We start from the raw sequence: 21,972 nt of genomic DNA on the forward strand, positions 1-21,972 counted from the left end.
CGTCCCGCGGAGGTCTCCCGCCCATGACGCGCTCCCCGGCCCTGGTCCGTCCCAGGACCGACGACGACCTCCCCGCCTGCGTGCGGGCGCTGGCGGAGGTCCACGCCGCCGACCGCTACCCCGTGGACTGGCCCGCCGACCCCGCCGGCTGGCTCACGCCCGACGACCTCGCCCGGGCGTGGGTGGCCGTGGACGACGACGGACGCACCGTGCTCGGCCACGTCGGCCTCACCCGCCCGGACCCGCACGTCACGCGGCTCGTCGGCGTCAGCGTCAGCGCCGTCGTGTCCCGCCTGTTCGTCGTCCCGCGCGCCCGCGGCCGGAGCGTCGCCGCGGGCCTGCTCGCCGCCGCCCGCGCCGCGTACCCCTCCGACGGCCCGCCCCTGACGCTGGAGGTCTCCAGCGAGGGCCGCGCCGCGATCGCCTTCTACGAACGCCACGGCTGGCGGCGCGTCACCAGCAGCCGAGGCGACTGGCTGAACGCCGCCGGCGAGTTCGCCCTGCTCCACCACTACGTGAGCCCGTAGGAGCCACCCGAGCCCCCGGGCACGGCCATGCGAACCCTGGGGATAAGCTCTGGAAATCGTGCGTGACATCACGGTTTTCAGCGGCTCGGCCCACCCGCAGCTCGCCGAGGAGATCTGCGCCCACCTCGGGACCCCGCTCCACCCGGTGGCGATCAACCGCTTCGCGAACGACGTGCTGGAGGTCCAGCTCCAGGCCAACTGCCGCGAACGGGACGTCTTCCTCATCCAGCCGCTCGTGCCGCCGGTGCAGGAGCACCTGGTCGAGCTGCTGCTGATGCTCGACGCCGCCCGCGGCGCCTCGGCCGCCCGCACCACCGTGGTCCTCCCGCACTATGCATTCGCCCGCAGCGACAAGAAGGACGCCCCCCGCATCTCGATCGGGGCCCGGCTCGTCGCCGACCTCATGGTGACGGCCGGCGCCAACAGGGTGCTCGCCATGACCCTCCACTCGCCGCAGGTCCACGGCTTCTTCAGCGTGCCCGTCGACCACCTGCACGCGCTGCGGGAGCTGGCGAACCACTTCCGGCAGTACGACCTGTCCAACACCGTCGTCGTCTCCCCCGACCTGGGCAACGCCAAGGAGGCCGCGGCCTTCGCCCGGCTGCTCGGCACCGGGGTCGCGATGGGCGCCAAGCAGCGCTTCAGCGACGACCGCGTGGTGATCAGCTCGGTCATCGGCGACGTCGCCGGCAAGGACGTGATCATCCTGGACGACGAGATCGCCAAGGGCAGCACGGTCATCGAGCTGCTCGACCGGCTCCGGGAGCGCGGCGTCAACTCGGTGCGCGTGGCCTGCACGCACGGTCTGTTCTCCGGCGGGGCGATCGAGCGGCTGAGCGCGCTGCCCGAGGTCATGGAGATCGTCTGCACCAACACCGTCCCGCCGCCCGGGCCGAGCGGCAAGCTCACGGTCCTGTCGATCGCGCCGGCCCTGGCCGAGGCCATGCGCCGCATCCATGACGGCGAGTCGGTGAGCGCCCTGTTCAGCACCTGACGCGCGGAGCGGGTCCTGGCGGAGTCGTTCACGGCGCCCGGTCGTGCGGCCGGGCGGCCGGGTCCGCGAACGCCGCGCCGGCCGCGTGGGCCTGCGCCAGCCGCTCCTGTCCGGCGGACCAGCGCAGGCGCGCGAACTCGCGCGCGAGGGTGGTCGCCGAGGTGGTGCGCGTGTCGGTGCTGACGGTGACCGCGAGCCCTTCGGCCAGGAGCCGGGTCGCGGGGTGCGCCCCCAGGCTGCGGACCGCGCCCGTCTGGACGTTGCTGGTCGGGCACATCTCCAGGGCGATGGCGTCGCGCCGCAGCCGCTCCAGCAGCGCGCCGTCGCTCGCGCATCGGACGCCGTGGCCGATCCGGCGCGCCCCGAGCACGTCGAGCGCCTCCCACACGCCGGCCGGCCCGGCGGCCTCGCCGGCGTGGACCGTGCACGGGAGTCCCGCCCGGTGGGCGAGGTCGAACGCGGGGCGGTGCGGCTCGGCCCCGTGGAGCCGCTCGTCGCCGGCGAGGTCGAGCCCGGCCACCTCGTCGCGGTGCCGCAGCGCCGTCTCGGCCACGGCGAGGCTCTCGTCGGGCGTCTGGTGGCGCAGGCAGCACAGCAGCAACCCGGTGCGCACGCCGGTGGCCTGACGCCCCGCCGCGAGCCCGCCGGAGACCGCCCGGACCGCCTCGTCCATGCTCATGCCCCGGCGGGTGTGGAGCTGGGGCGCGAAGCGGGCCTCGCCGTACACCACGCCGTCGGCGTGCCAGTCCTCGACCAGCTCGCGGGCCGCCCGGTGCAGGGCGTCGGGCGTCTGGAGCACCGCGAGCGGCACGTCGATGTAGGTGAGGAACCGGCTGAGGCTGCCGCAGCGGGGCGGCGCGGTGACCAGGCGCTCGACGGGGAAGGGCAGGACGATGCCCTGGCCGCCGGCCAGGTCGGCGACCGTGCCGGGGCGCACCGAGCCGTCGAGATGGCAGTGCAGCTCGTAACGCGGCACGGGTGAAGGGGTCCGGGAGCTCATCGCGGTCCCTCCGGCCCGGAGCCGGACGGGACCGAGGAGGCCGGCAGGACCGACGAGCCCGGCAGGACCGACGAGCCCGGCGAGACCGACGAGGCGGGCGTACGGGCGCAGGTGTCGAAGAGCAGTTCCTTGAAGCCGCGCTCGCTGACCCGCCGGACCAGCGTCAGGTTGGGCGGCGGAGCGGTACGCCTGCGGTCGATGACGAGCTGGCCGCGGGTCTCCTCGCCCAGGGCGACGTCCACGTGCGCGCGTTCCTGTTCGACGACCAGGTCGGGGCGCAGTGCCACCGCCATGGCGACCGGGTCGGGCAGGTCGTACCCGGGCAGGCCGGTGACGTCGCGGGCCCAGTCGGCGACGGCCCGGTTGACGCGGTGGGCGAAGGTCGCCATGGGCGTGCCGAGCCGCTCCAGCCTGAGCTGGTCCTCGGGCGTCATGACGGCGTCCTTGCGGGAGACGTCCCAACCGATCCAGGTCACCCTGTCCGGCGTGGCCGCCTCCAGGACCACCCGGGCGGCCTCGGGGTCGGCCCAGACGTTGTACTCGGCGGTGGGCGAGATGTTGCCGCGCAGGTCCGCGGCTCCGGCCATGCAGTACACGTGCCGGTACCGGCTCAGCAGGTCACGGTCGCGGAGCAGCGCGACGGCGACGTTGGTGAGGGGGCCCAGCGTGACCAGGGTCAGCTCGCCGGGCTCCCGGCGCGGACGGGTCAGCAGCACCTCGACCGCGTGCTCCTCCTCGGCGACCCACTCCGGGTCGGGCAGCCCGATGTCGCCCATCCCGTCCTGGCCGTGGACATGCTGTGCGGTGGACGGTGTACGGACCAGCGGGCGATCGCACCCGGGATGGACGGGGACGTCGCCGCGCCCGGCCGTCTCCAGCGAGACGAGCGCGTTGCGGGTGGCGGTCGCCACGGGCACGTTGCCCGCCACGGTGGTCACGGCGCGCACGTCGCCGAGGTCGCCGGCGGCGGCCAGGAGCAGCGCCACCGCGTCGTCGGAACCCGTGTCGGTGTCGACGATCAACGGGATGCCCGGCATGCCTGCCTCCTCTCCTTCGAGGGTCTAATCGTTTAGACCCTGCTATCTAAACGATTAGATACGATGATGTAAACCGTCATGACGAAACGCGCGGACAAGCCGATCACGTTGGCCGACGTGGCCCGCAGGGCCGGGACCTCCACGGCCGTGGTGAGCTACGTCATCAACGACGGGCCCCGTCCCGTCGCCGCCGCGACCCGCGAGCGCGTCCTCGCCGCGGCGGCCGAGCTCGGTTACCGTCCCAACCGCATCGCCCGGGCGCTGCGCTCCCGCACCACGGGCGTCGTCGGGCTGGTGCTGGCCGACGCCTCCAACCCGTACTTCGCCGCCCTGGCGCGGCACGTCGAGCAGGCGCTGGAGAGGCGCGAGCGGCTCACGCTGATCGGCAACGCCGGCTACTCGGCGGACCGCCAGCGCGACCTCGTCGACCGCTTCCTCGCCGCCCAGGTCGACGGGCTGGTGATCGTCTCCGCCGAGGGCGGCGACGACGTGACGGACCTGGCGCAGGCCGCGGGGGTGCCCGCCGTGTACGTCCACCACGGCCCGTCCGACGGGCGCGCCCGGGTCGTCGGGGCCGACAACCACGACGCCGTACGGGAGGCCGTCGCCCACCTGCGCGGGCACGGGCACCGGCACATCGCCTTCCTGGGCGGCCCGCACGACGCGGGGCCCGTGGCGGATCGCCGGACGGCGTGGCGGGCGGCCGTCGCCGACGACCCCTGGGCCGCGCTCCTGCGGTGCGACTACTCGCGCGCCGCCGCCCACTCCCTGACCCGCCGCCTCGCCGCCGGCGACGCCCTGCCACGCGCCCTCATCACCGCCACCGACGAGCAGGCCATCGGGGTCCTGTCAGGGGCGTGGGCGAGCGGGGTCGCCGTCCCCGGCCGGCTCGCCGTGATCAGCCTCGACGGCACCCCGGAGAGCGCCCACACCGCCCCGGCCCTGACGGTCACCCGGCAACCGCTGGAGGCCATGGCGGAGCAGGCGGTCGAGCTGCTGTCCGGCCGGGACCCCGGCGCGCCGGCCGCGCACGCACCCCTGGTGATCAGGCGTAGCTGCGGCTGCGACGGCGATCAGGACTGACCGTCCCCGCCACGCGATGACCGCTCATCCGCGTGTGCCGCCCGCCGCCGGCGCGCTCGCCCGGGTCTTCGCCCAGGCGCGGCGCATGCCCTCGGCCAGGACGTCCACGTCCGGGCAGGCGCGCCGGTCGGCGAGCACCGTCAGGCCGAGCCGCCCCCGGTACGACAGCGCCGCCACCGTGAGCGTCAGGTTGCCGGTGATCCCGGTGACCGGCACGGCGTCCAGCACCTGGGCGCCGAGCAGGTAGAGGGGCCGCTCCGGGCCGGGGACGTTCGAGACCTGGAAGTTCATGGACCGCTGCCGGCCCTCCAGGTCCAGGCCGAGCGCCGACAGGCCGCCCAGCAGCCCGTACATCACCGTGGACACCTCCCGCGACAGGGGCTGCGCGGCCTTGGCCGCACGGGTCGCGGCGGCCACGAGGGTGAGCCGTCGCACCGGATCCGGCTCCCCGACCGGCAGGCGGCAGTACAGGGCGCCGACCACGTTGCCGAGGTCGCGCGACCGTCCGGGGTCCCGGATCGTCGCCGGGACCACGACGCTCAGCTCCAGGCCGTCCACGGGCTCGCCGCGGCCGAGCAGCAGGTCGCGCACCCCGCCCATGACGGTCGCGAGAACCACGTCGTTGACCGTGGCCCCGTGGGCGTGCGCCACCCGCCGGGCCTCGTCCAGCCCGAGCCGCACGACACGCAGCAGGCGGCCCTGTCCGCCGGTGGATGCGTTGAGCGAGGTGCGAGGGGCGACGTTCAGGGCCGACAGGACGCCCGCCGCGGCCGAGACCGTGCCGTGGAGTGTCCGGAGGGAGCCGGCCGGATCGGCCAGGACGGCCGCGGTCCGCGACAGGCGGTGGCGGGCGTTGCCCAGGAACAGCTCCAGGGCGGAGGGCGGCGGCGCCGGACGCCAGGCCGAAGCCGGCGGATCGGGCTCCTGGGGGTCGGCGTCGAGGAAGGCGGCGGCCAGCGCCACCGCGGCCAGGCCGTCCACGAGCGCGTGGTGCACCCGGAACAGCAGCCCGACGCGGGTGACGGCGGGCCCCGCAGGCGCGGCGGGCCCCGCAGGCGCGGCGGGGTCAGCGGGCTCGGCAGGTTCGGCAGGTTCCGCAGGGTCGGCAGGTTCTGCAGGTCCCGCAGGTTCCGCAGGTTCGGCGGGGTCGGCGGGGGCGCTCGTGAGGCCGGTCAGCAGCCGCAGGTCCCACAACGGGCGCGACCGGTCCAGCGGGTCGCGGAGCAGCCGTTCCGCCGTCTCCAGCAGGGCCGCCTCGTCCCCCGGCGCCGCGACCCGCGCCGTCCGTACGTGGTGGGCGATCGCGAAGCCGGGATCGTCCACCCACAGCGGCGGCCCGCACAGCGGCGGCGCGTCCCGCAGCACCTGCCGTAACTCCGGCACCCGGACCAGCCGCCGCTCCAGCCGCTCCCGGATCGCGCCGAGCGCCAGGTCACCGCGCTCGTCCAGCAGCGGGCCCGCCTCCACCACGCACAGTCCGGCGACGTGCTGCGGCGCCGACGGCCGCTCCAGGCGCAGCATCGCCAGGTCCACCGCCGACAGCCTGCGACATCCCGTCCCGTCCGCGTTCGACGGGCTGCGACGCACCGCTCCGTCCACGACCTGCCACCTCACCCTCCACCTCCGCCTTCGCCGCCCGCCCCCGCCATGGCGGGCGTCCTGCGTGAGTCCCACGATGGAGGCCGGGTCGCCGTCGCGGCAGGGCCGAACGTCCCGGCTCCCGGCCCCCGGCGCTCCCTCCCGCCGGGGCCCCTGGCATGCTGGCGGGATGCTCGACACGGGACTCTCCGGTCAGGTCGTGCTGGTCACCGGGGCCGGACGCGGCATCGGGGCGGCCGTGGCCCGCGCCTTCGCCCGGGAGGGCGCGCGGGTGGCCGTCCACGGGTTCGCGGGCGCCGTCCCGCCCCCGGGCGTCACCTGGGAGCACGTCACCCCGTCCCCCGACGAGGCCGAGGCGCTGGCGGCCGAGCTGGGCGGCGGCGCCATCGCCGTGCGTGCCGACCTCATGGAGCCGGACGCCGCCGGACGGCTGTTCGACCAGGTGGAGAGCGGGCTCGGGCCCGTGGACGTCCTCGTGAACAACGCCGCCCACTGCGAGAGCCCCGACACGTTCGCGAGCGTGACGGCCGCCGGGCTGGGGCGCGCCTACCAGGTGAACGCGATCGCGCCCGCCCTGCTCGTCGCCGAGCTGGCGCGCCGCCGGCCGCCCGGCCGCCCGGCCGCCGTGGTCAACGTCTCCACCGACGCGGCCCGCGCCTTCCCCGGGCAGATCGGGTACGGCACGTCGAAGGCCGCGCTGGAGGCGCTGACCCGGGCGGCGGCGCTCGACCTGGCCGCCGCCGGCATCAGGGTCAACGCGGTGGCGCCGGGGCCGGTGCAGACCGGCTGGATGGACGCCGCCATGGAGGAGCACGTCCGGTCGGTCGTGCCGCTGGGGCGGGCGGGTGAGCCGGACGACGTCGCCGACGCGGTGGTGTTCCTGGCCTCGCGTCAGGCCCGGTGGATCACCGGCCAGGTGCTCCAGGTGGCCGGCGGCCACGCCCTCTGAACGGCTCGGAGGTGGGTCAGCGCGCGTGGGACACCTCGCCGGCGCGGCGGGCGGCCGGGACCCGGCTGAGCTGGAGGAGGCTCATGCCGAACAGCAGCACGCCCAGCGGGACGTGCACCGTCTTCACCTGGGCGATGCCCAGCGCCACCTGCGCCAGCGTGAGCACGAACATCCCGGCCGCGTACAGGATGGGCCTGGGCGAGCCGCCGCCCGGCCGCCACATCAGGATCGCGACGATCAGGTGCACCAGCGTCACGGCGAACACGGTGTACGCCGAGGCGCTGTGCAGGGTGCGCCCGCCGGGCGTGGACAGCAGCAGGCCGGCGGTGATCGGCGCGGCGAAGAGGGCCAGGGTTTGCAGGATGACCGCGACACGCAAGAACACGAGTGACTCCTTGGACGGGAGGGGGAGGGTGAAGACCTCGGCGACGAGGCCGTACGCCCGCGCCTGGATCGGCGTCTCGCACTCCGACGACACGACCGCCGGGAATGTGAGGCGACGTGGCCGACCTCACAGTTCGGTGCGTCGTCTCGTCGTTCCGGTGAGGGCAGCCGCATCGAGGGAGCCGACATCACCATGACCACACCGTCCGAGCCAGGAGCCGTCCGGCCCGATCCGACCCTGAGCGCGATCATGAGCGAGCGGCGCCATCTGATCAACCTCGCCTACCGGCTCCTCGGCACGCTGGCCGACGCCGAGGACGTCGTGCAGGAGACCTACGCCCGCTGGTACGCCATGTCCCCGGAACAGCAGCGGGCCATCGCCTCCCCCGGCGCCTGGCTGACGACGGTGGCCGGCCGCATCTGCCTCGACGTGCTCGGCTCGGCGCGGGCCCGGCGGGAGCGCTACGTGGGCGAGTGGATCCCCGAGCCGCTGCCCGACCGTACGGAGTGGGCCGGCGGGCGGCCCGGCGGGGACCCGGCCGACCGGGTCACGCTGGACGAGTCGGTCAACATGGCGTTCCTCGTCGTGCTGGAGTCGATGACCCCGGCCGAGCGGGTGGCGTTCGTCCTGCACGACGTCTTCCGCTACCCCTTCGCCGAGGTGGCCGAGATCGTCGGCCGCAGCCCGGCGGCCTGCCGCCAGCTCGCCTCCTCGGCCCGCCGCCGCATCCGCGACGCGCGGACCCCGGCGACGCCCGCCGCCCGGCGGGCCGGCGTCGTCAGGGACTTCAAGCAGGCATGGGAGGCCAAGGACATCGACGCCCTCATCGGCCTGCTCGACCCCGGGGCCACGGTCATCGCCGACGGCGGCGGCCTCGTCAACGCCCTGCTGCGCCCGATCGAGGGGCCCGAGCAGATCGCCCGCTACGCCATGACCATCGCCGGCATGGCCTCCGGCCTGACGATCCTGGAGCGGACGGTCAACGGCCAGCCCGGTCTGGTGGCGCAGCGGGACGGCGTCATCGACGCGGTGATGGCGTTCGAGGTCGCGGGCGACCGGATCACCCGCATCTGGGCCGTACGCAACCCGGAGAAGCTCCGGCCCTGGACGGTGGACCCGCGGCAGTGAGACGGGGGCGTCGCCTCACATTCCGGGCGGCCGGGTCGTCGGACCCCTGACACAGCGTCCGGCGCACCGCCGAAACCGAGAGAGGACCACCGCTCGATGTCCACGGAGAACCTTCAGTCGCGTCTGCCCGACCCCAGCCAGTTCTTCCCCGAGGTGGCGACGATCGCCGCGGCCATGACCAAGGCCACCCACAACGGTGCGATCCCGCGCACCACCGTCGGCCTGGTGCAGCTGCGGGCCGGGCAGGTCGTCGGCAGCACGTACCACACGGTGCGGCAGACCGGCCTGCTGCGCGGCGCCGGGGAGACGGAGGAACGCATCACCGCCGTGGCGTCGTGGCGGGACGCCCCGTACTTCACCGACGCCGAACGGGTGGCGCTGGAGCTGGTCGAGGCCGTCCTGACCGCGAACCCGGCCGGGGAACGCGTCCCCGACGAGCTGTACGCCAGGGCCTGCGCCCACTACGACGAGAAGGGGCTCTGGACGCTGACCCTGGCGATCAGCCAGATCTGCTTCTTCGTCCCCGTCGCGCTCATCGCCAAGCCGATCCCCGGCAGGCCGCTCGGGAAGAACTACAGCAGGTAACGCCCTCCGGGCCCGGGGTGAGGCCGTGCGTCCGCGCCTCACCCCCGCTCACAGGACGCGGGTGAGCCTGGTCAACGCCTCGATGATCTCGTCCATGCCGAGGCCCCGGTCGGAGCGCTGGTAGACGTACACCTCGGGGGCGAGCGGCGCGAGCAGCGTGTCGACGAGCGCGTCCGGGCTCGGCGTGCCGGCGGCCACCAGCAGCGACCGGACGTGCGCCCGCCAGAAGCCGTACGCGCCGGTCTCGAACCGCGTGCGCCCGACCTCGCTGCCCAGCACCAGGTGGGCGTGGTCCTCCAGCAGCCGCACCATGGCGGCGTAGAACGCGGCGAGCCGCTCGGCGGGCGGCGCGCCGGGGCCGAGGGGCGGGTCGCCGCGCAGCAGGCGCTCCTGCAGCTCGCGCTCGTGCTCGTCGAGCAGCGCGACCGCGATGGACGCGCGGTCGGGATAGCGGCGGTACAGCGTGCCCCTGCCCACCCCGGCGGCCTTGGCGATGTCGTCCATCGTCACCTCGTGCGGTGGCCGGGCTGCGAACAGCGCGGCCGCCGCCTCCAGGATCCGGGCGCGGTTGCGCGCGGCGTCGGCTCTCTCCATGCGCACCAGTGTATGTGGACACATCGTCCGGATATGCTTAAATGGACAACGTGTCCGCTTACTGATCGGAGAGATGACATGCTGCTCCACCTCGACGCCAGTGCCCGCCGTACCTCCTTCTCCCGCAGACTGTCGAGGGCGTACGCGGACGCCTGGCGCGCCGCGCACCCCGGCGCCGGGTACGTCTACCGCGACCTGGCCGCCGACCCCGTCCCGCACATCCGCGAGGCGTGGACCGAGCTGTGCGATTACGTCCTGGAGAACGGGATCACGGAGATCGCCCGCTACGAGGAGGCCGTCCGCACCCCCGCCCAGCGGGAGGCGTGGGCGATCCTCAAGCCGCTGCTCGACGAGGTCGTGGCGGCCGACGTGGTGCTCATCGGCACGCCGATGTACAACTTCTCGATCCCGTCGTCGCTGAAGGCGTGGATCGACCAGATCACGTTCCCGAAGATGTCGCTCAAGGGCCGGTCGTTCGTGGTGACCGGCGCCCGGGGCGGCGCGTACGGCCCCGGCACCCCGCGCGAGCCGTACGACTACGAGGAGCGCTACCTGCGCGACTTCTTCAAGGGCCACTTCGCGGTGGAGGACGTGACGTTCGTCCACGCCGAGCTGGTCAACACGCGGCTCGACCCGGCGCTCGCGCACCTGCGCGACCGGCACGAGGAGTCGCTGACCGCCGCCCTGGAGACGGCGTCGTCCCTCGGGGCGTCGTCCCCCGGGGCGTCGTCCCCCGGGTCGTCGTCCGTCGAGTCGTCGTCCGTCGGGTCGGAGGTCCGGCCATGAGCTGGCTGACCCTGCTCCTGGCCGGGCTGGTGGAGGTGGCCTGGTCGCAGAGCATCAAGCCGACGCAGAACTTCACCCGCCCCATCCCCACCCTGATCTCCCTGGTCCTCATGGCCGCCGCCGTATGGCTGCTGTCGCAGGCCATGAACACGCTCCCGGTCGGCACCGCGTACGCCGTCTTCACCGGCATCGGCGCGGTGGGCGCGATCACCCTGGGGATCGTGTTCGGCGGCGACCCCGTCTCGGTGGGACGGATGGCGGCCTTGAGCCTGATCGTGGGAGGGATAGTCTTGGCCCGGATCACGACATAGACGGACATAGACGGAAGGGGCCGGGTCCTCATGGGGGAAGTCGGAGAGTCCTACCAGGAAGTCAGGGCGTCGTATCTGACGGCCGCGGAGTCCGCGGTCGCCCTGCTGGGCCATCCCGCCGTCGCCGCCGCCTGGGACAAGCCGAGCGCGCTCACCGAGTTCAGCGTCGCGGGCCTGGCCGGGCACCTCGGCCACCAGCTCGTACGGGTGGACCGGCTGCTGGCCGCCGACCCCACGCCGGGCGCCGAGCCGATCGGTCTCCTGGAGCACTACGCCAGGTCCCCCTGGGTCGAGGCCGGCGTCGACCACGAGATCAACGTCGGCATCCGGCGCGCCGGCGAGGAGTCCGCCGCCGCGGGCCCGGCCGCACTGGCCTCCACCACCGCCGAGCTGCTGGAGCGCCAGCGCGCCACCCTGCCCGCCGCGCCGGCCGACCGCGTCCTCGACCTGCCCTCGGGCTGGTCGCTGCTGCTGGACGACTTCCTCATGACCCGCATGATGGAGCTGGTCGTCCACTCCGACGACCTGGCGGCGAGCGTGGGCGTGGAGACCCCGCCCCTGCCCGCGCGGGTCGTGGAGCCGGTGGTGGACCTGCTGGCCCGGCTCGCCGTCCACCGGCACGGGGCGACGGCGGTCATCCGCACCCTCAGCCGCACCGAACGCGCCCCCGCCACGATCAGCGCGTTCTAGCAGCGTTCGGCGGGAACGCCTACCCCAGGAACCGCGCGACGACGGACACGAACCGGTCGGCGTCGTCGAGCCACGGGAAGTGTCCGGCTCGGACCTGGACCACGAGTTCGGCGTCCGGGAACAGCCCGGCGAACTCCGCCATGGCGGCAGGAGGCGCTCCCGGATCGACCTCTCCCGCGACCAGCAGGACGGGCCGCGTGAAGCGGGCGAGCTCGGCGCGCGTGGCGTCCGGGTCGAAGGCGCCCGGGGCGCCGAAGGCGGCCATGACCTCCGGGACCCGCTGCTCCGTATCGGCCGCGTGGTGGGCCCGCGCCGCCTCGTCCCACCGGCCGTAGGAGAACGGCGCGATGGCCCGCCAGCTGTCGCTCGTGACGGCGCCCGCCACGATCGCCTCGAGCGCCGCGAACGCCTCCGGGAACCACGGCTCGTCCCGGCGCAGGAGAGCCGTCTCGCGCCGGAGGTCGCCGGTGATCGGGATGCCGACGGCTCGGACGCTCGGCGTGATCAGCGCCAGCCTGCCGACACGGCGCGGGTGGCGGGCCGCGTACCGCACGGCCACGTTCGCGCCGGCGCAGTGGGCGAGCAGGTCCATCCGGTCGAGGCCGAGGTGCGCGCGCAGGGCCTCGACGTCGGCGACGAGCCGGTCGCAGCGACAGGACGTGAGGTCCTGAGGTGTCGCGGACCGCCCGGTGCCCCGCAGGTCCAGTGTGATCAGCTGCAGGTGCGCGGACAGGCCGCCGAGGTCGCCGAGGTAGGCGGAGGCCGTCGGCCCGCCGGGCAGGCAGACCACCGGCGCGCCGTCCCCCGCCACCCGGTAGGCCAGCTTGACGCCGTCGTACGAGGTGAAGAACTCCATGCCCGGCAGTCTGAGAGGGTGGCGGCGGCCAAGGCTATCGTTCAGCCACAGCTACATGATGGGTGGCGCGGATGGCCGTCGAGATCAGGTTCACCGCGGCGTCGGTCGCCAGGGTGCGATTCGCCGTCTCCCCGCTGGGGGAGACGGTGCTGGCGCTGCGGATCCTGCTGAGCACGGGCGGGCACGCGATGCACCGGCCCTGGGTGCGCGGGGCGCGTCCGCTGATCGCGGATGAGCGCGAGCTGCCGCTGCTGCGGGCACTGATCGCCGAGGCCATGCCGTCCTTCCTGTTCCCGGTGCCGCAGGAGCGGCTGCCGTCGACGGCGACCGAGCTGGAGCTGCTGCGCGCCACCGAGGAGTCGTTCTTCCGGCGCGAGTACGGAGCGGTCGTGGGCGTACCGGCCGACGAGGTTCCCGACCCGGCGGCGGTGCTGCCTCGGCTGGCGGGCGCGCTCCGCCGGTGCCACGAGCTGCTGATCGCTCCGCAGTGGGGCCGGATGCGCGCGGTGCTGGACGCCGACGTCGCCAAGCGGGCGCTCACCCTCGTGGACGGCGGAGTGCAGGCGCTGTTCGCCGAGCTGCACCGGGACATCGCCTGGGACGGCGGCCACCTGGTGGTGCACGGCCGGCGCACCCCGCACGCCGTCCACACCGTGGACACCGGCGGGCACGGCCTGGTGCTGCTGCCCAGCGTCTTCAACTGGCCGAACGTGGGCGTCGACAAGTCCCCCGTCGCCGCCGCGTCGATCCGCTATCCGGCGGTGGGCGTCGGCCTGCTGTGGGAGCCGCCCCCGCCGGCGCTGCCGGGCCTGGCCCCGGTGCTGGGCCGCACCAGGACGGCGCTGCTCGCCGCCCTGGCCGAACCCCGGACGACCGCCGCCCTGGCCGCCCGCCTGGGCATCACCCCGAGCGCGGTCTCGCAGCACCTGGGCGCGCTGCGCGGGGCGGGGCTGGTGTCGACGCACCGTACCGGCCGGACGGCGCTCCACCTGCGCACGGAACGAGCGGACCACCTGCTGGGCATCACCGCCCCATGACGTTCCTGGGCCGGGGGCGCCGCCCGGCCCGGGCTTGTAACGTGGTGGTGCCGAGATCAGCCGTCCACGCCGGGAGCGAACCGCGATGCGCTGGCAGATCCACTCCGAACAACCGCTCTACTCGGACCACTGGCTCGACATACGCGTGGCGGACGTGGAACTGCCCGACGGCAGGCACCTGGACCATCGGCTCATGCGCATGCCGCCCGGAGCCGGCGCCGTCGTGCTCGACGACCGGCGGCGCGTCCTGCTGATCTGGCGGCACCGCTTCATCACCGACACGTGGGCGTGGGAGATCCCCATCGGCCGGATCGAGAGCGGCGAGGAGCCACCCGAGGCGGCGGCCCGGGAGGTCGAGGAGGAGACCGGCTGGCGCCCCGGCCCGCTGCGCCCCCTGCTCGACATCCAGCCCAGCAACGGCATCTCGGACTCGGTCCACCACATCTTCCGCGCCGACGAGGCCACCCACATCGGCCCGCCGACGGACACGACCGAGGCCGAACGCGTCGCCTGGGTACCGCTCTCGGACGTGCGCCGGCTGATCGGCGAGGGACGCATCGTCGGCGGCACCAGCATCGCCGCCCTCCTCTACGTCTCCACGCCCTGACCGAGCCCCATGCCGGCCCACGCCTCATGCGGCGGACCAGAATGATCACCATGGCATCGTCCTTCGAGCCGCGTTCCTCAGCGGAGATCCGCGCCCACCTCCGGGCCCGGCTCAACGCGGCACTTCGCCGCTCCAGCGCGTACGGCGGGGAGATCGTCCTACGCGTCCTGCTCGACCACTTGACCTACGCGGAAGGCCAGGAAGAGGTCTGGGCGGCGGAACTGCGGACACTGCGGTCCCGAGGAGCGTTCGACGCATGTGGCGTGACAGGAGCGTTCCGCACCGTGTTAGCCGATTCATGCGACCACGGGGTCGCCTCCCTCTACGCGGAGTCGCGCGTGATCGCGGCTGGCTGAGCATCGACAGAACACTCACGGCCGTGGAATACGCCGCCCTGCGGCGCAACCTCAGCTCCTGGCTCACCCAGGACCGCACGTACACCGAGGTCCTGGAGGAGTTCGGCCCGCCTTCTGTCCTCTTCGGCGGCGACAACCCCTTCTACGGCAGGACACTCGCGTACGCGACCGAGGAGACGACGGAACCGATCATCTGCTTCCACCTGTGGAACGGAAGCTCCGAGGAGAGCGGGAAGAGCTGGCCGCCGATCCACAGGGAGCCCCTTCTCCTGGCCGTGCGCTCCGGGAGAGGCGCGTTCACCGACACGTTCACGTTCACGCCGGAAGGGAGGAGGCGCCGGCCTGACATCGGATGAGTGGGGTCGCTGGATCGTCGGGCGCTTCCCGCCTTACGGTGACACGATGAGCAACATCCACTCTGAAGCGCCTGTCGCACCCGTCGAGGCCTTTGACCCCCCGTACTACGTGGCTGTCTTCACGACGGTGCGAACCGAGGAGCAGAGCGGCTACAGCGAGACCAACGCCCGCCTGGAAGACCTGGTGAAGGACGTCCCAGGGTTCCTGGGGATGGACCACGCGCAGACTCCTGGTGGGCTGGGCATCACCGTCGGGTACTTCCGCGACGGCGACGCCCTCACGGCGTGGCGGGACAACGCCGAGCACCGCGCGGCGCAGAAGCGCGGGCAGGCCGAGTGGTACCAGAGCTACACGTTGCATGTGGCGAAAGTGGAGCGGAGCCACGGGTTCACGCGAACGTAGTCAGTCATCCGCCGGGCCGCCGTCGCCGGCATCGCCCGCTACCTCACCGAGGGCGGCCCCGTTGCGCGAACTTTCGTCACGAGCTTTCGTCACGAGCTTGGCTGTTCGGAGGACAGCGCCAGGTAGGCCGCGCCGGCCGAGTTCAGGACGTTGATCCACTCAGGATGGTCGAGATATGCGTCGTCTGGAGCGGTGGGGCCGAGAGCGTCGAGTACGCGTAGGAGGGCGTCGACGACCATCTGCACGAGGTCGGCTTCTCGTTCATCGAGGAAAAGGCGGGGGATCAGCGATCGTGCGCCGTTCATATCGATGAAGGTGTCGTCGATGAGCCAGTGAACGGCGGCGGTGAGATCCGGCCATCCCTTCCCGGATCTCCAGTGCTGGTCCTGGTATTCGCGGTCACCCAAAGCTCGTAGCGCCTCCAGCACGTCCTCGCGGCGCTCGGGCCGCTGCGCCGGCTCTTCGCCCGGGTGGTCTTCCTCCACGGGGGCCAAGCTACTCGGGCCTGTTGACGTCACGTCGTTGTGGGATACGAGGTGGCGGGCATGCCTTTCAGCTCCCTCCGCCGCCTCGTCAAGGTCCTGAGCTGCCCTCCTGCCGCCCGTAGCGCGGCGTGGAGGGCCCAGGCCGGGGGTCCGGGGGCTGGGAAGCCCCCGGCAAGGGGGTGTGGGGGAGCTCGGCTCCCCCACTGTCACAGCCCGAACCCCCCGCGCGAAGCGCGTGCCACTGAGTGAGGACCGCGCTTTCGAGCCCACCCGGTCTCAGCCCCTCAGATCCGAAGGAGTGACGGGCTAATCGGGGATCAGGGTTTTGGTGGCGAGTTGCTCCTCGCCCGCGGGGCCGTCGATCCGGATCGACAGGTCCCAGACGCCGCTCATCGGGAACAGCTCGCCCACGGCCACGAAGCGGCCGGGCGCACGCTTGGTGGCGGAGAGCTCGGGAGTGGAGTGTCCCATGTCGGCCATGACCGCCGACAGGGCCACGGTGTCGGCGTCGCCCTTGCTCACCGTGACCTCCACGGTGACCCGGCCGGGAGCCGGGTCCGCGATGAGGACGGTGGCGGCGTAGCGGGAGCCCGTGGTGGTCAGGTTGACGGGTTCGGCGGTCGTGCTCCTGGTCACGACGTACAGCGCCGCCGCCGCGGCCACGAGCGCGGTCGCGGCCACCGCGTGCCACCTCTTCATCACTGGGCCTCCGGTTTCGTCACTGGGCCTCCCGTTTCATCACTGGGCCTCCGGTTTCGTCACTGCGCCTCCGACGCGGTCACGTTCACGGTGAGAGGTACGGTCTCGATGCGGTCGGCGGTGGCGTACTGGATCCAGGCGAGGTAGCGGCCCGGTTCGGGGAAGCTGAAGGTGAAGCGCACCCGGGATCCCGGGGAGCCCATCTCGTGCACGTGGCCGAAGAAGTCGCCGTGCTGACTGCGTATGAGCAGGTGGCCGGTCATGCCGAGCCAGGGCCGCACGCCGGCGGGGGTGTCCAGCTCGATCATCGTGGGGCGGCCCGCGACGGGCACGGCGGGTTGCAGGCGCGGCGTGGCGGTCGTACCGGTCCGCGCGGGTACGCCGGCGCTGCCGGGCTCCGCGATCGGGTCGGCCTGCTCCGGTGCTCTGGCGGTCCCTTCGACGTTGAAGTCCGCGGCGACGAGCTGCCCGCCGGAGTCCTCCCGTTCGAACTCGGTGTGCGCCAGGTAGCGGCCGGGGTGGTCGGCGCTCAGCCTGACCTCCAGGCGGCCGGGTGCCGTGCGCAGAGGGTGGACGTGGCGGAAGTAGCGTCCGTCCTCGCTGGTGACGACCACGTGCGCGAGCGCCTCGTGGTGCGCGGTGAGGTCGTCCACGGGCCGCCCGGTGGAGCCGTCGAGGAGATCGACTCGCAGGGTGAACTCCTCTCCCGTCTTCGGCCGGGCCGGGATCGTCCGCACTCGGGCCTGCGCGTACGGCCGCCCCGCCGCGGTCGATGTCGTGGGAGTGGGTGCCGCGCCGGCGGGTGCGGGCGCCGGCACCTGCGATTCGAAGACGATGACCATGGCGGCGACCGTCACTCCGGCCGCGGCGCCCGCGACCAGCGCCATCGTCCGTCCCGGGCGGGCCGTCGCCCCGGTGAGCAGGCCGCCCACCAGCAGGATCGCGGCCACGAACAGGCCGCCGTAGATGAGGAGCTCGCCCGCCGATCCGCGTTCGACGAGGACGCGGAACGGGATGACGGCGCTCTCGTTCCCGGCGCTCAGTCTCAGCTCGTGGGGCCCGGTCCGTTCCACCTGGAGCTGTGTGTACTGCGGGTCCGCCGTCGCCTGGGCGGTGCCGGTCACCGTGCGGCCGTCCTCGACGGAACGGACTTCGAGGGCGAAGCGCGGGCCGGACACCGGCTGGTAGGCGACGACGCCGATCCGCAGCGGCCCCGGCACCCGGGTCGTCCCCTTGATCACCACTGTGACCTCGGCGCCGGCGATCGTCTGGGCGACCCGCAGGTCCGCCCCCGCCGTGACGTTGTGCGCCGCGGCGGGGGCGGCCAGCGCCAGCACGAGGGCGGCGGCCAGGCACAGGACTCGGATCATGCCCGCTCGGCGTCGGCCGCGCTCGGCCGGACCGGCTGGGCGTCGGCCACGCCGGGCCCGACCCGCTCGGCGTCGGCCGCGCTCGGCCGGACCGGCTGGGCGGTGACCGCGTTGGGCAGGAGCAGGGCGCCGAGCGCCAGCCCGATCAGCCCGGCGATGACCGGCGCGCCGGTCCACAGCTCGGGCACGGCGGGCAGGCCGCCCCCTGTGGCCGAGGCGACCCCGATGTACAGCGCCCAGGTGGCGAAGGCCGACAGCCCGGCGAAGGCCCAGTAGGCGGCGCGCCGCTCACCCGACGGCCGCAGCCGGCGGATCAGCAGGTCGCTCACCAACCCGGCGGCCACGAACGACAGCAGGATCGGCAGGTTCCGGAACTGCGTCTGGGCGCCCGGCATGAGCACCATGATCGTGTACATGACGGTCACCGAGCCGAACGGCAACAGCCAGCGGCGCACGAGGAGCAGCACCGGGCTGAGCATGACGACGTTGGTGACGACCATCGCGACGGCCACCCGGGAGGCGCCCGGGCCCACCGGCCGCGGGCCGGCGCCCGAGTCGTCCAGCATGGAGAACGCCTGGACGATGGACTCGGGGCGGTACTGCAGGGCGTCGCCGTACGACAGGAACAGCGACACCAGCGTGGTGGCGAACGCGAGCCCGACCAGCGCGGGCAGCAGGCGGCCGAGCGTGGGGCGCGCGCCGACGTCGGGGGCGTTCCACGCCGAGCGCACCGGTGTCGTGATGATGAGCATCATCGTCACGATGAGGCCGAGGTGTGACGGGCTGAAAAGGATGTTGATGGTGGTCTCGATGCCGAGGATGGTGTGCCACAGCATGTCGGCGAACCCGAAGGCGGCGAAGGCGGGAATCGCCACCAGCCCGGCGAGGTAACCGTTGGGGACGGCCGCCAGCCCTTGCCGCCCGGCGCGCACGTTGCGCCACACCTGCCAGATGATCCAGCCGGACACCACGGCGAAGCCGGAGTAGAACACCGCGTGCCAGGGAGTGAAGAAGGTCTCCAGCCCGGCCAGGTTGGTGTGCGCCCAGGCGTCGATCATCAGTCCGACCCCGAACCAGATGCCGAGCAGCGCCATCACCTGGTCGGTCCTGAGGGACACCCACGCGCGGGGTTCCCCGGTGTCCACCAATAATCGCCGGACGCCGGCGGGGGCAACGGCCATCTCCTGCTTCCCTTCCATCAGAGCGGATCTCCTTGTTCGGACGGCGACGGGCCGGGCGCTCTCCCGGCGAACGCCCCAAAGGGGGGACTTGTCCACGGGTCGTCCTGCCGTCAATAAGACAGTCAACGCGATACGGCGGGCGTCAGGGTTCGAAGCCACCGTCTTCTTCGGCCGGGATCGCCGGTTCGCGTTCACCGCCCCCCTAACGGTTAGCCTATAGTCAGCCGGCGGCCAGGCGGAGGGCCTGGGCGACCTCCGCGCCCTTGAGGGCCGTGGACGGGTCCAGGAGCCACTGGGCCAGGAAGCCCGTCAGCATGGCCTGGTAGAGCGAGCCCACCACCCGGGCCCGTTCCGGGTCGCCGGCCGCGTCGACGCCCGCGAACAGCTCCGCCAGCCCGTCCCGGGCCGCGTGCAGCCCCTGGACGAGGTACTCGCGCACCTCCGGCAGGTGGTCGATCTGCCCGATGAGCTCGAACTGCGTGACCCAGAGGGGCCGCAGCCGGTCGAACGACTCGACGACCCGGTCCCAGGCCACCTCGAAGCGCCGCAGCGGCGTGGCCCCGGGCTCCACGGAGCCGGCCAGCGTGGCCGCCAGCTCCTCGCCCCACTCCCTCATCGCCTCGAACAGCGCCTCGTTCATCAGCGCGTCCTTCGAGCGGAAGTGGTAGCCGATGCCCGCCAGGCTCACGCCCGAGGCGCTCGCGATGTCGCGGGCGGTGGTGCGGGAGTAGCCCTTCTCCATCAGGCAGCGCTTCGCGCCCGCCAGCAGGTCCTCACGATTTCCCATGCGGCCAACCTAGCACGGCCGTCTCATACAGGTGTTCTGGACAAGCGTCTGGAACGGTTGTACCGTTCACGGCATGACGAACATCCTGATCTCCGGGGCGAGCATCGCCGGCACCACGACGGCCTACTGGCTGCGGCGTCACGGCTTCACGCCGACCGTCGTCGAACGGGCGCCCGCCATCCGCACGGGCGGCTACAAGGTGGACATCCGCGGCGTCGCCCTGGATGTGATCGAGCGCATGGGCCTGCTGGAGGCGGTCCGCGCACGCGGCACGGACATGCGCCACGCGACCCACTACGACGCCGCGGGCCGCCCGGTCGCGACCATGGACGCCGACCTGTTCGGCGGGCGCACGGGCGACGACGCCGAGATCATGCGCGGCGACCTCAACGAGCTGCTGTACGACCTCACCCGCGACGACGTCGAGTACGTCTTCGACGACACCGTCACCGGGATCGCCGAGGACGGCACCGTGACGTTCGAGCGCTCCGCGCCGCGCCGGTTCGACCTGGTCATCGGGGCCGACGGGGTTCATTCGGTCACGAGGCGGCTCGCGTTCGGCCCGGAGGAGCGCTTCCGGCGCGACCTCGGCGCCCACATCTCGATCTCCACCGTCCCCAACCACCTCGGCCTCGACCGCGAGGAGGCCGTGCACGCCGCGCCCGGCAGGACCGCGAACGTCTACAGCACCCGGCAGGACCGGACCGCCAAGGCCCTGTTCATGTGGTCGTCGCCCGCCCTGTCCTACGACCACCGCGACCCGGCCCGGCAGAAGGAACTCCTCGCCGAGGCCATGGCGGGGGCCGGCTGGGAGGTGCCCGCGCTGCTGGAGGCGGTGCGGCGCTCGGACGACTTCTACTTCGACTCGGTCAGCCAGATCCACATGGACCGCTGGTCGCGGGGCCGGGTCGTCCTGGTGGGCGACGCGGGCTACTGCGCCTCGCCGGCGTCCGGCCAGGGGACGAGCCTCGCGCTGGTCGGCGCGTACGTGCTCGCGGGCGAGCTCGCCCGCCACGGCCTCGGAGACGGCGCGCTCGACCGGTACGAGAGCGTGATGCGCCCGTTCGTCGAGGCCAACCAGAAGCTCGGCCCGGCCAACCTCAAGGGCATGGTGATCGGGTCACGGCTCGCCCTCCGCCTCCAGCTCCTCATGATCCGGCTGCTTCCGCACCTGCCCGGCCGCGACCGGGTGATCGAGCGGGTCGCCGGCGCCATCCACCGCGCCGCCAACGCCATCACGCTGGAGGACTACAAAGCTGTGGAATGAATCGTTCCGTTCTGATACTCTAGAAGAACAGAGCGTTCCGTTCCTCAAAGTTCAAGGGAGTCCGCCATGACGATCCTCGTGACCGGTGCCACCGGAACCGTCGGCCGCCGCGTCGTCGACGAGCTGGTCCGCGCCGGGCGCCAGGTCCGCGCCCTGACCCGGGACCCCTCCCGCGCCTCCGGGCTCCTGCCCGCGGACGTCGAGGTGGTGGCCGGCGACCTGGCGGACCCCGGCAGCCTCCCCGCGGCCTTCGACGGCGTCACCGCCGCCCACCTCATCACGTTCGCGGGAGACGACTACGCCCCGCTGAAGCACGGCGCCGAGATCGTGGAGCTGGCCGTCAAGGCCGGCGTACGCAAGGTGAGCGTGCTGGGCGGCCGGGCCGACGGGCCGCTGGAGCGGGCCCTGGAAGCCACCGAGGTGGAGTGGACGCTGCTGAACCCCGTCGAGTTCATGTCCAACACGCTGCGCTGGTGGGCCGGCTCGGTGAAGGCCCACGGCGTGGTGCGCGAGCCGTTCGGCGACCGGCTGAGCGCCCTGGTCCACGAGGCCGACATCGCGGCCGTGGCGGCGGCCGTGCTGACCGGAGAGGGACACGGCGGCCGCACGTACACCATCACCGGCCCCGAGGCGCTGACCACCAGGCAGAAGGTGCGGGTCCTCGCCGAGGCGACCGGCCTGGACATCACCTTCACCGAGCTCACCGAGCAGGAAGCCCGGGCGGAGTGGCGCTCCCACGGGATGGGCGAGGAGACCGTCGAGTTCCTCGTCCAGGCCCTGGGCAACACGCCCGAGGTGGGCTACACCGTGGTGCCGACCGTCGAGCAGGTCACCGGGCGGCCGGCGCGCCCCTTCGCCCAGTGGGCTGCCGAGCACGCCGCCGCCTTCCGCCCCTGATCA

At 73.3% G+C, this 21,972-nt stretch carries 27 protein-coding genes; 16 read left to right on the forward strand and 11 right to left on the reverse strand.

The genetic code is table 11. From position 1 onward, the window contains the following. The first annotated feature begins 23 nt into the window (after positions 1–23). Both HT134_RS38365 and HT134_RS38370 read left to right on the forward strand, forming a co-directional pair. Complete coding sequence (locus HT134_RS38365; RefSeq protein ID WP_175605384.1) at positions 24–527, forward strand: GNAT family N-acetyltransferase; 504 nt, start codon at positions 24–26, stop codon at positions 525–527. A 58-nt stretch (positions 528–585) separates the two neighbouring features. After that, positions 586–1,521 (forward strand): ribose-phosphate diphosphokinase, encoded by a 936-nt coding sequence (locus HT134_RS38370; RefSeq protein ID WP_175605385.1) that lies wholly within the window; start codon positions 586–588, stop codon positions 1,519–1,521. Positions 1,522–1,549: 28 nt separating this feature from the next. On the opposite strand, the gene add is transcribed toward HT134_RS38370, so the two are convergent. Further along, positions 1,550–2,521: an adenosine deaminase gene (gene add, locus HT134_RS38375; RefSeq protein ID WP_175605386.1), complete on the reverse strand. Its 972-nt coding sequence runs from the start codon at positions 2,519–2,521 to the stop codon at positions 1,550–1,552. Then, the gene (locus HT134_RS38380; protein ID WP_175605387.1) at positions 2,518–3,558 is read right to left on the reverse strand and encodes a nucleoside hydrolase; all 1,041 of its coding nucleotides are present in this window, start codon (positions 3,556–3,558) and stop codon (positions 2,518–2,520) included. The genes add and HT134_RS38380 overlap by 4 nt, the downstream gene beginning before the upstream one ends. A gap of 78 nt (positions 3,559–3,636) precedes the next feature. Between HT134_RS38380 and HT134_RS38385 the strand changes: the two genes are divergently transcribed. Next, positions 3,637–4,641, forward strand: a complete 1,005-nt coding sequence (locus HT134_RS38385; protein ID WP_175605388.1) for a LacI family DNA-binding transcriptional regulator — start codon at positions 3,637–3,639, stop codon at positions 4,639–4,641. Between the two features lie 24 nt (positions 4,642–4,665). Here HT134_RS38385 and HT134_RS38390 read toward each other — a convergent pair whose 3' ends face one another. After that, a complete protein-coding gene (locus tag HT134_RS38390) occupies positions 4,666–6,240 on the reverse strand; it encodes a wax ester/triacylglycerol synthase family O-acyltransferase (RefSeq protein WP_175605389.1) in 1,575 nt (524 codons plus the stop codon). Between the two features lie 169 nt (positions 6,241–6,409). Between HT134_RS38390 and HT134_RS38395 the strand changes: the two genes are divergently transcribed. Continuing rightward, on the forward strand, positions 6,410–7,189 hold the full coding sequence (locus HT134_RS38395; protein WP_175605390.1) for an SDR family NAD(P)-dependent oxidoreductase: 780 nt from the start codon (positions 6,410–6,412) through the stop codon (positions 7,187–7,189). A 16-nt stretch (positions 7,190–7,205) separates the two neighbouring features. Here HT134_RS38395 and HT134_RS38400 read toward each other — a convergent pair whose 3' ends face one another. Beyond that, the gene (locus HT134_RS38400) at positions 7,206–7,667 is read right to left on the reverse strand and encodes a hypothetical protein (RefSeq protein ID WP_312888748.1); all 462 of its coding nucleotides are present in this window, start codon (positions 7,665–7,667) and stop codon (positions 7,206–7,208) included. Between the two features lie 99 nt (positions 7,668–7,766). Here HT134_RS38400 and sigJ point away from each other — a divergent pair, with 99 nt between their 5' ends. Further along, complete coding sequence (gene sigJ, locus HT134_RS38405) at positions 7,767–8,702, forward strand: RNA polymerase sigma factor SigJ (protein WP_175605391.1); 936 nt, start codon at positions 7,767–7,769, stop codon at positions 8,700–8,702. Positions 8,703–8,798: 96 nt separating this feature from the next. Beyond that, complete coding sequence (locus tag HT134_RS38410) at positions 8,799–9,287, forward strand: carboxymuconolactone decarboxylase family protein (protein ID WP_175605392.1); 489 nt, start codon at positions 8,799–8,801, stop codon at positions 9,285–9,287. A 48-nt stretch (positions 9,288–9,335) separates the two neighbouring features. Here HT134_RS38410 and HT134_RS38415 read toward each other — a convergent pair whose 3' ends face one another. Continuing rightward, the gene (locus HT134_RS38415; protein WP_175605393.1) at positions 9,336–9,881 is read right to left on the reverse strand and encodes a TetR/AcrR family transcriptional regulator; all 546 of its coding nucleotides are present in this window, start codon (positions 9,879–9,881) and stop codon (positions 9,336–9,338) included. A gap of 78 nt (positions 9,882–9,959) precedes the next feature. Here HT134_RS38415 and HT134_RS38420 point away from each other — a divergent pair, with 78 nt between their 5' ends. The 3 genes from HT134_RS38420 to HT134_RS38430 are packed head-to-tail and all read left to right on the forward strand — an operon-like array spanning position 9,960 to position 11,668. Beyond that, on the forward strand, positions 9,960–10,667 hold the full coding sequence (locus HT134_RS38420; RefSeq protein ID WP_175605394.1) for an FMN-dependent NADH-azoreductase: 708 nt from the start codon (positions 9,960–9,962) through the stop codon (positions 10,665–10,667). Next, positions 10,664–10,978 carry a DMT family transporter gene (locus HT134_RS38425; RefSeq protein WP_175605395.1) on the forward strand — a complete coding sequence of 105 codons (315 nt, stop codon included), beginning with the start codon at positions 10,664–10,666 and terminating at the stop codon, positions 10,976–10,978. Before HT134_RS38420 ends, HT134_RS38425 begins: the two co-directional genes overlap by 4 nt. A gap of 30 nt (positions 10,979–11,008) precedes the next feature. Further along, complete coding sequence (locus HT134_RS38430; RefSeq protein ID WP_175605396.1) at positions 11,009–11,668, forward strand: maleylpyruvate isomerase N-terminal domain-containing protein; 660 nt, start codon at positions 11,009–11,011, stop codon at positions 11,666–11,668. A 19-nt stretch (positions 11,669–11,687) separates the two neighbouring features. Here the strand turns inward: HT134_RS38430 and HT134_RS38435 are convergent, their stop codons facing one another. Further along, positions 11,688–12,524: an alpha/beta fold hydrolase gene (locus HT134_RS38435; RefSeq protein WP_175605397.1), complete on the reverse strand. Its 837-nt coding sequence runs from the start codon at positions 12,522–12,524 to the stop codon at positions 11,688–11,690. A 71-nt stretch (positions 12,525–12,595) separates the two neighbouring features. On the opposite strand from HT134_RS38435, the gene HT134_RS38440 reads away from it, so the two are divergent. From HT134_RS38440 to HT134_RS38455, 5 genes are all read left to right on the forward strand, one after another. After that, complete coding sequence (locus tag HT134_RS38440) at positions 12,596–13,561, forward strand: ArsR/SmtB family transcription factor (protein ID WP_175605398.1); 966 nt, start codon at positions 12,596–12,598, stop codon at positions 13,559–13,561. Between the two features lie 85 nt (positions 13,562–13,646). Beyond that, a complete protein-coding gene (locus HT134_RS38445; protein ID WP_175605399.1) occupies positions 13,647–14,168 on the forward strand; it encodes an NUDIX domain-containing protein in 522 nt (173 codons plus the stop codon). A gap of 50 nt (positions 14,169–14,218) precedes the next feature. After that, positions 14,219–14,524 carry a hypothetical protein gene (locus HT134_RS44970; protein ID WP_217708830.1) on the forward strand — a complete coding sequence of 102 codons (306 nt, stop codon included), beginning with the start codon at positions 14,219–14,221 and terminating at the stop codon, positions 14,522–14,524. Positions 14,525–14,547: 23 nt separating this feature from the next. Then, positions 14,548–14,880 (forward strand): hypothetical protein, encoded by a 333-nt coding sequence (locus HT134_RS44975; RefSeq protein WP_217708831.1) that lies wholly within the window; start codon positions 14,548–14,550, stop codon positions 14,878–14,880. Positions 14,881–14,926: 46 nt separating this feature from the next. Then, positions 14,927–15,283: an antibiotic biosynthesis monooxygenase family protein gene (locus HT134_RS38455; RefSeq protein WP_175605400.1), complete on the forward strand. Its 357-nt coding sequence runs from the start codon at positions 14,927–14,929 to the stop codon at positions 15,281–15,283. A gap of 89 nt (positions 15,284–15,372) precedes the next feature. On the opposite strand, the gene HT134_RS38460 is transcribed toward HT134_RS38455, so the two are convergent. From HT134_RS38460 to HT134_RS38480, 5 genes are all read right to left on the reverse strand, one after another. Continuing rightward, the gene (locus tag HT134_RS38460; protein ID WP_175605401.1) at positions 15,373–15,768 is read right to left on the reverse strand and encodes an SCO4402 family protein; all 396 of its coding nucleotides are present in this window, start codon (positions 15,766–15,768) and stop codon (positions 15,373–15,375) included. 306 nt (positions 15,769–16,074) lie between these two features. Then, positions 16,075–16,467 (reverse strand): hypothetical protein, encoded by a 393-nt coding sequence (locus HT134_RS38465; protein ID WP_175605402.1) that lies wholly within the window; start codon positions 16,465–16,467, stop codon positions 16,075–16,077. Positions 16,468–16,526: 59 nt separating this feature from the next. Further along, positions 16,527–17,837, reverse strand: a complete 1,311-nt coding sequence (locus HT134_RS38470; protein WP_175605403.1) for a DUF8832 domain-containing protein — start codon at positions 17,835–17,837, stop codon at positions 16,527–16,529. Further along, the gene (locus HT134_RS38475; RefSeq protein ID WP_175605404.1) at positions 17,834–19,036 is read right to left on the reverse strand and encodes a hypothetical protein; all 1,203 of its coding nucleotides are present in this window, start codon (positions 19,034–19,036) and stop codon (positions 17,834–17,836) included. Before HT134_RS38475 ends, HT134_RS38470 begins: the two co-directional genes overlap by 4 nt. 202 nt (positions 19,037–19,238) lie before the next feature. Next, complete coding sequence (locus HT134_RS38480; protein WP_175605405.1) at positions 19,239–19,805, reverse strand: TetR/AcrR family transcriptional regulator; 567 nt, start codon at positions 19,803–19,805, stop codon at positions 19,239–19,241. 73 nt (positions 19,806–19,878) lie between these two features. Here HT134_RS38480 and HT134_RS38485 point away from each other — a divergent pair, with 73 nt between their 5' ends. Both HT134_RS38485 and HT134_RS38490 read left to right on the forward strand, forming a co-directional pair. Beyond that, a complete protein-coding gene (locus HT134_RS38485; protein ID WP_175605406.1) occupies positions 19,879–21,072 on the forward strand; it encodes an FAD-dependent monooxygenase in 1,194 nt (397 codons plus the stop codon). 66 nt (positions 21,073–21,138) lie between these two features. After that, entirely contained in the window at positions 21,139–21,969 is an 831-nt protein-coding gene (locus HT134_RS38490) for an NmrA family NAD(P)-binding protein (protein WP_175605407.1), read from the forward strand. The last annotated feature ends 3 nt before the right edge of the window (positions 21,970–21,972 follow it).

It is taken from the genome of Nonomuraea rhodomycinica, assembly GCF_013363995.1.
Lineage (GTDB): Bacteria > Actinomycetota > Actinomycetes > Streptosporangiales > Streptosporangiaceae > Nonomuraea > Nonomuraea rhodomycinica.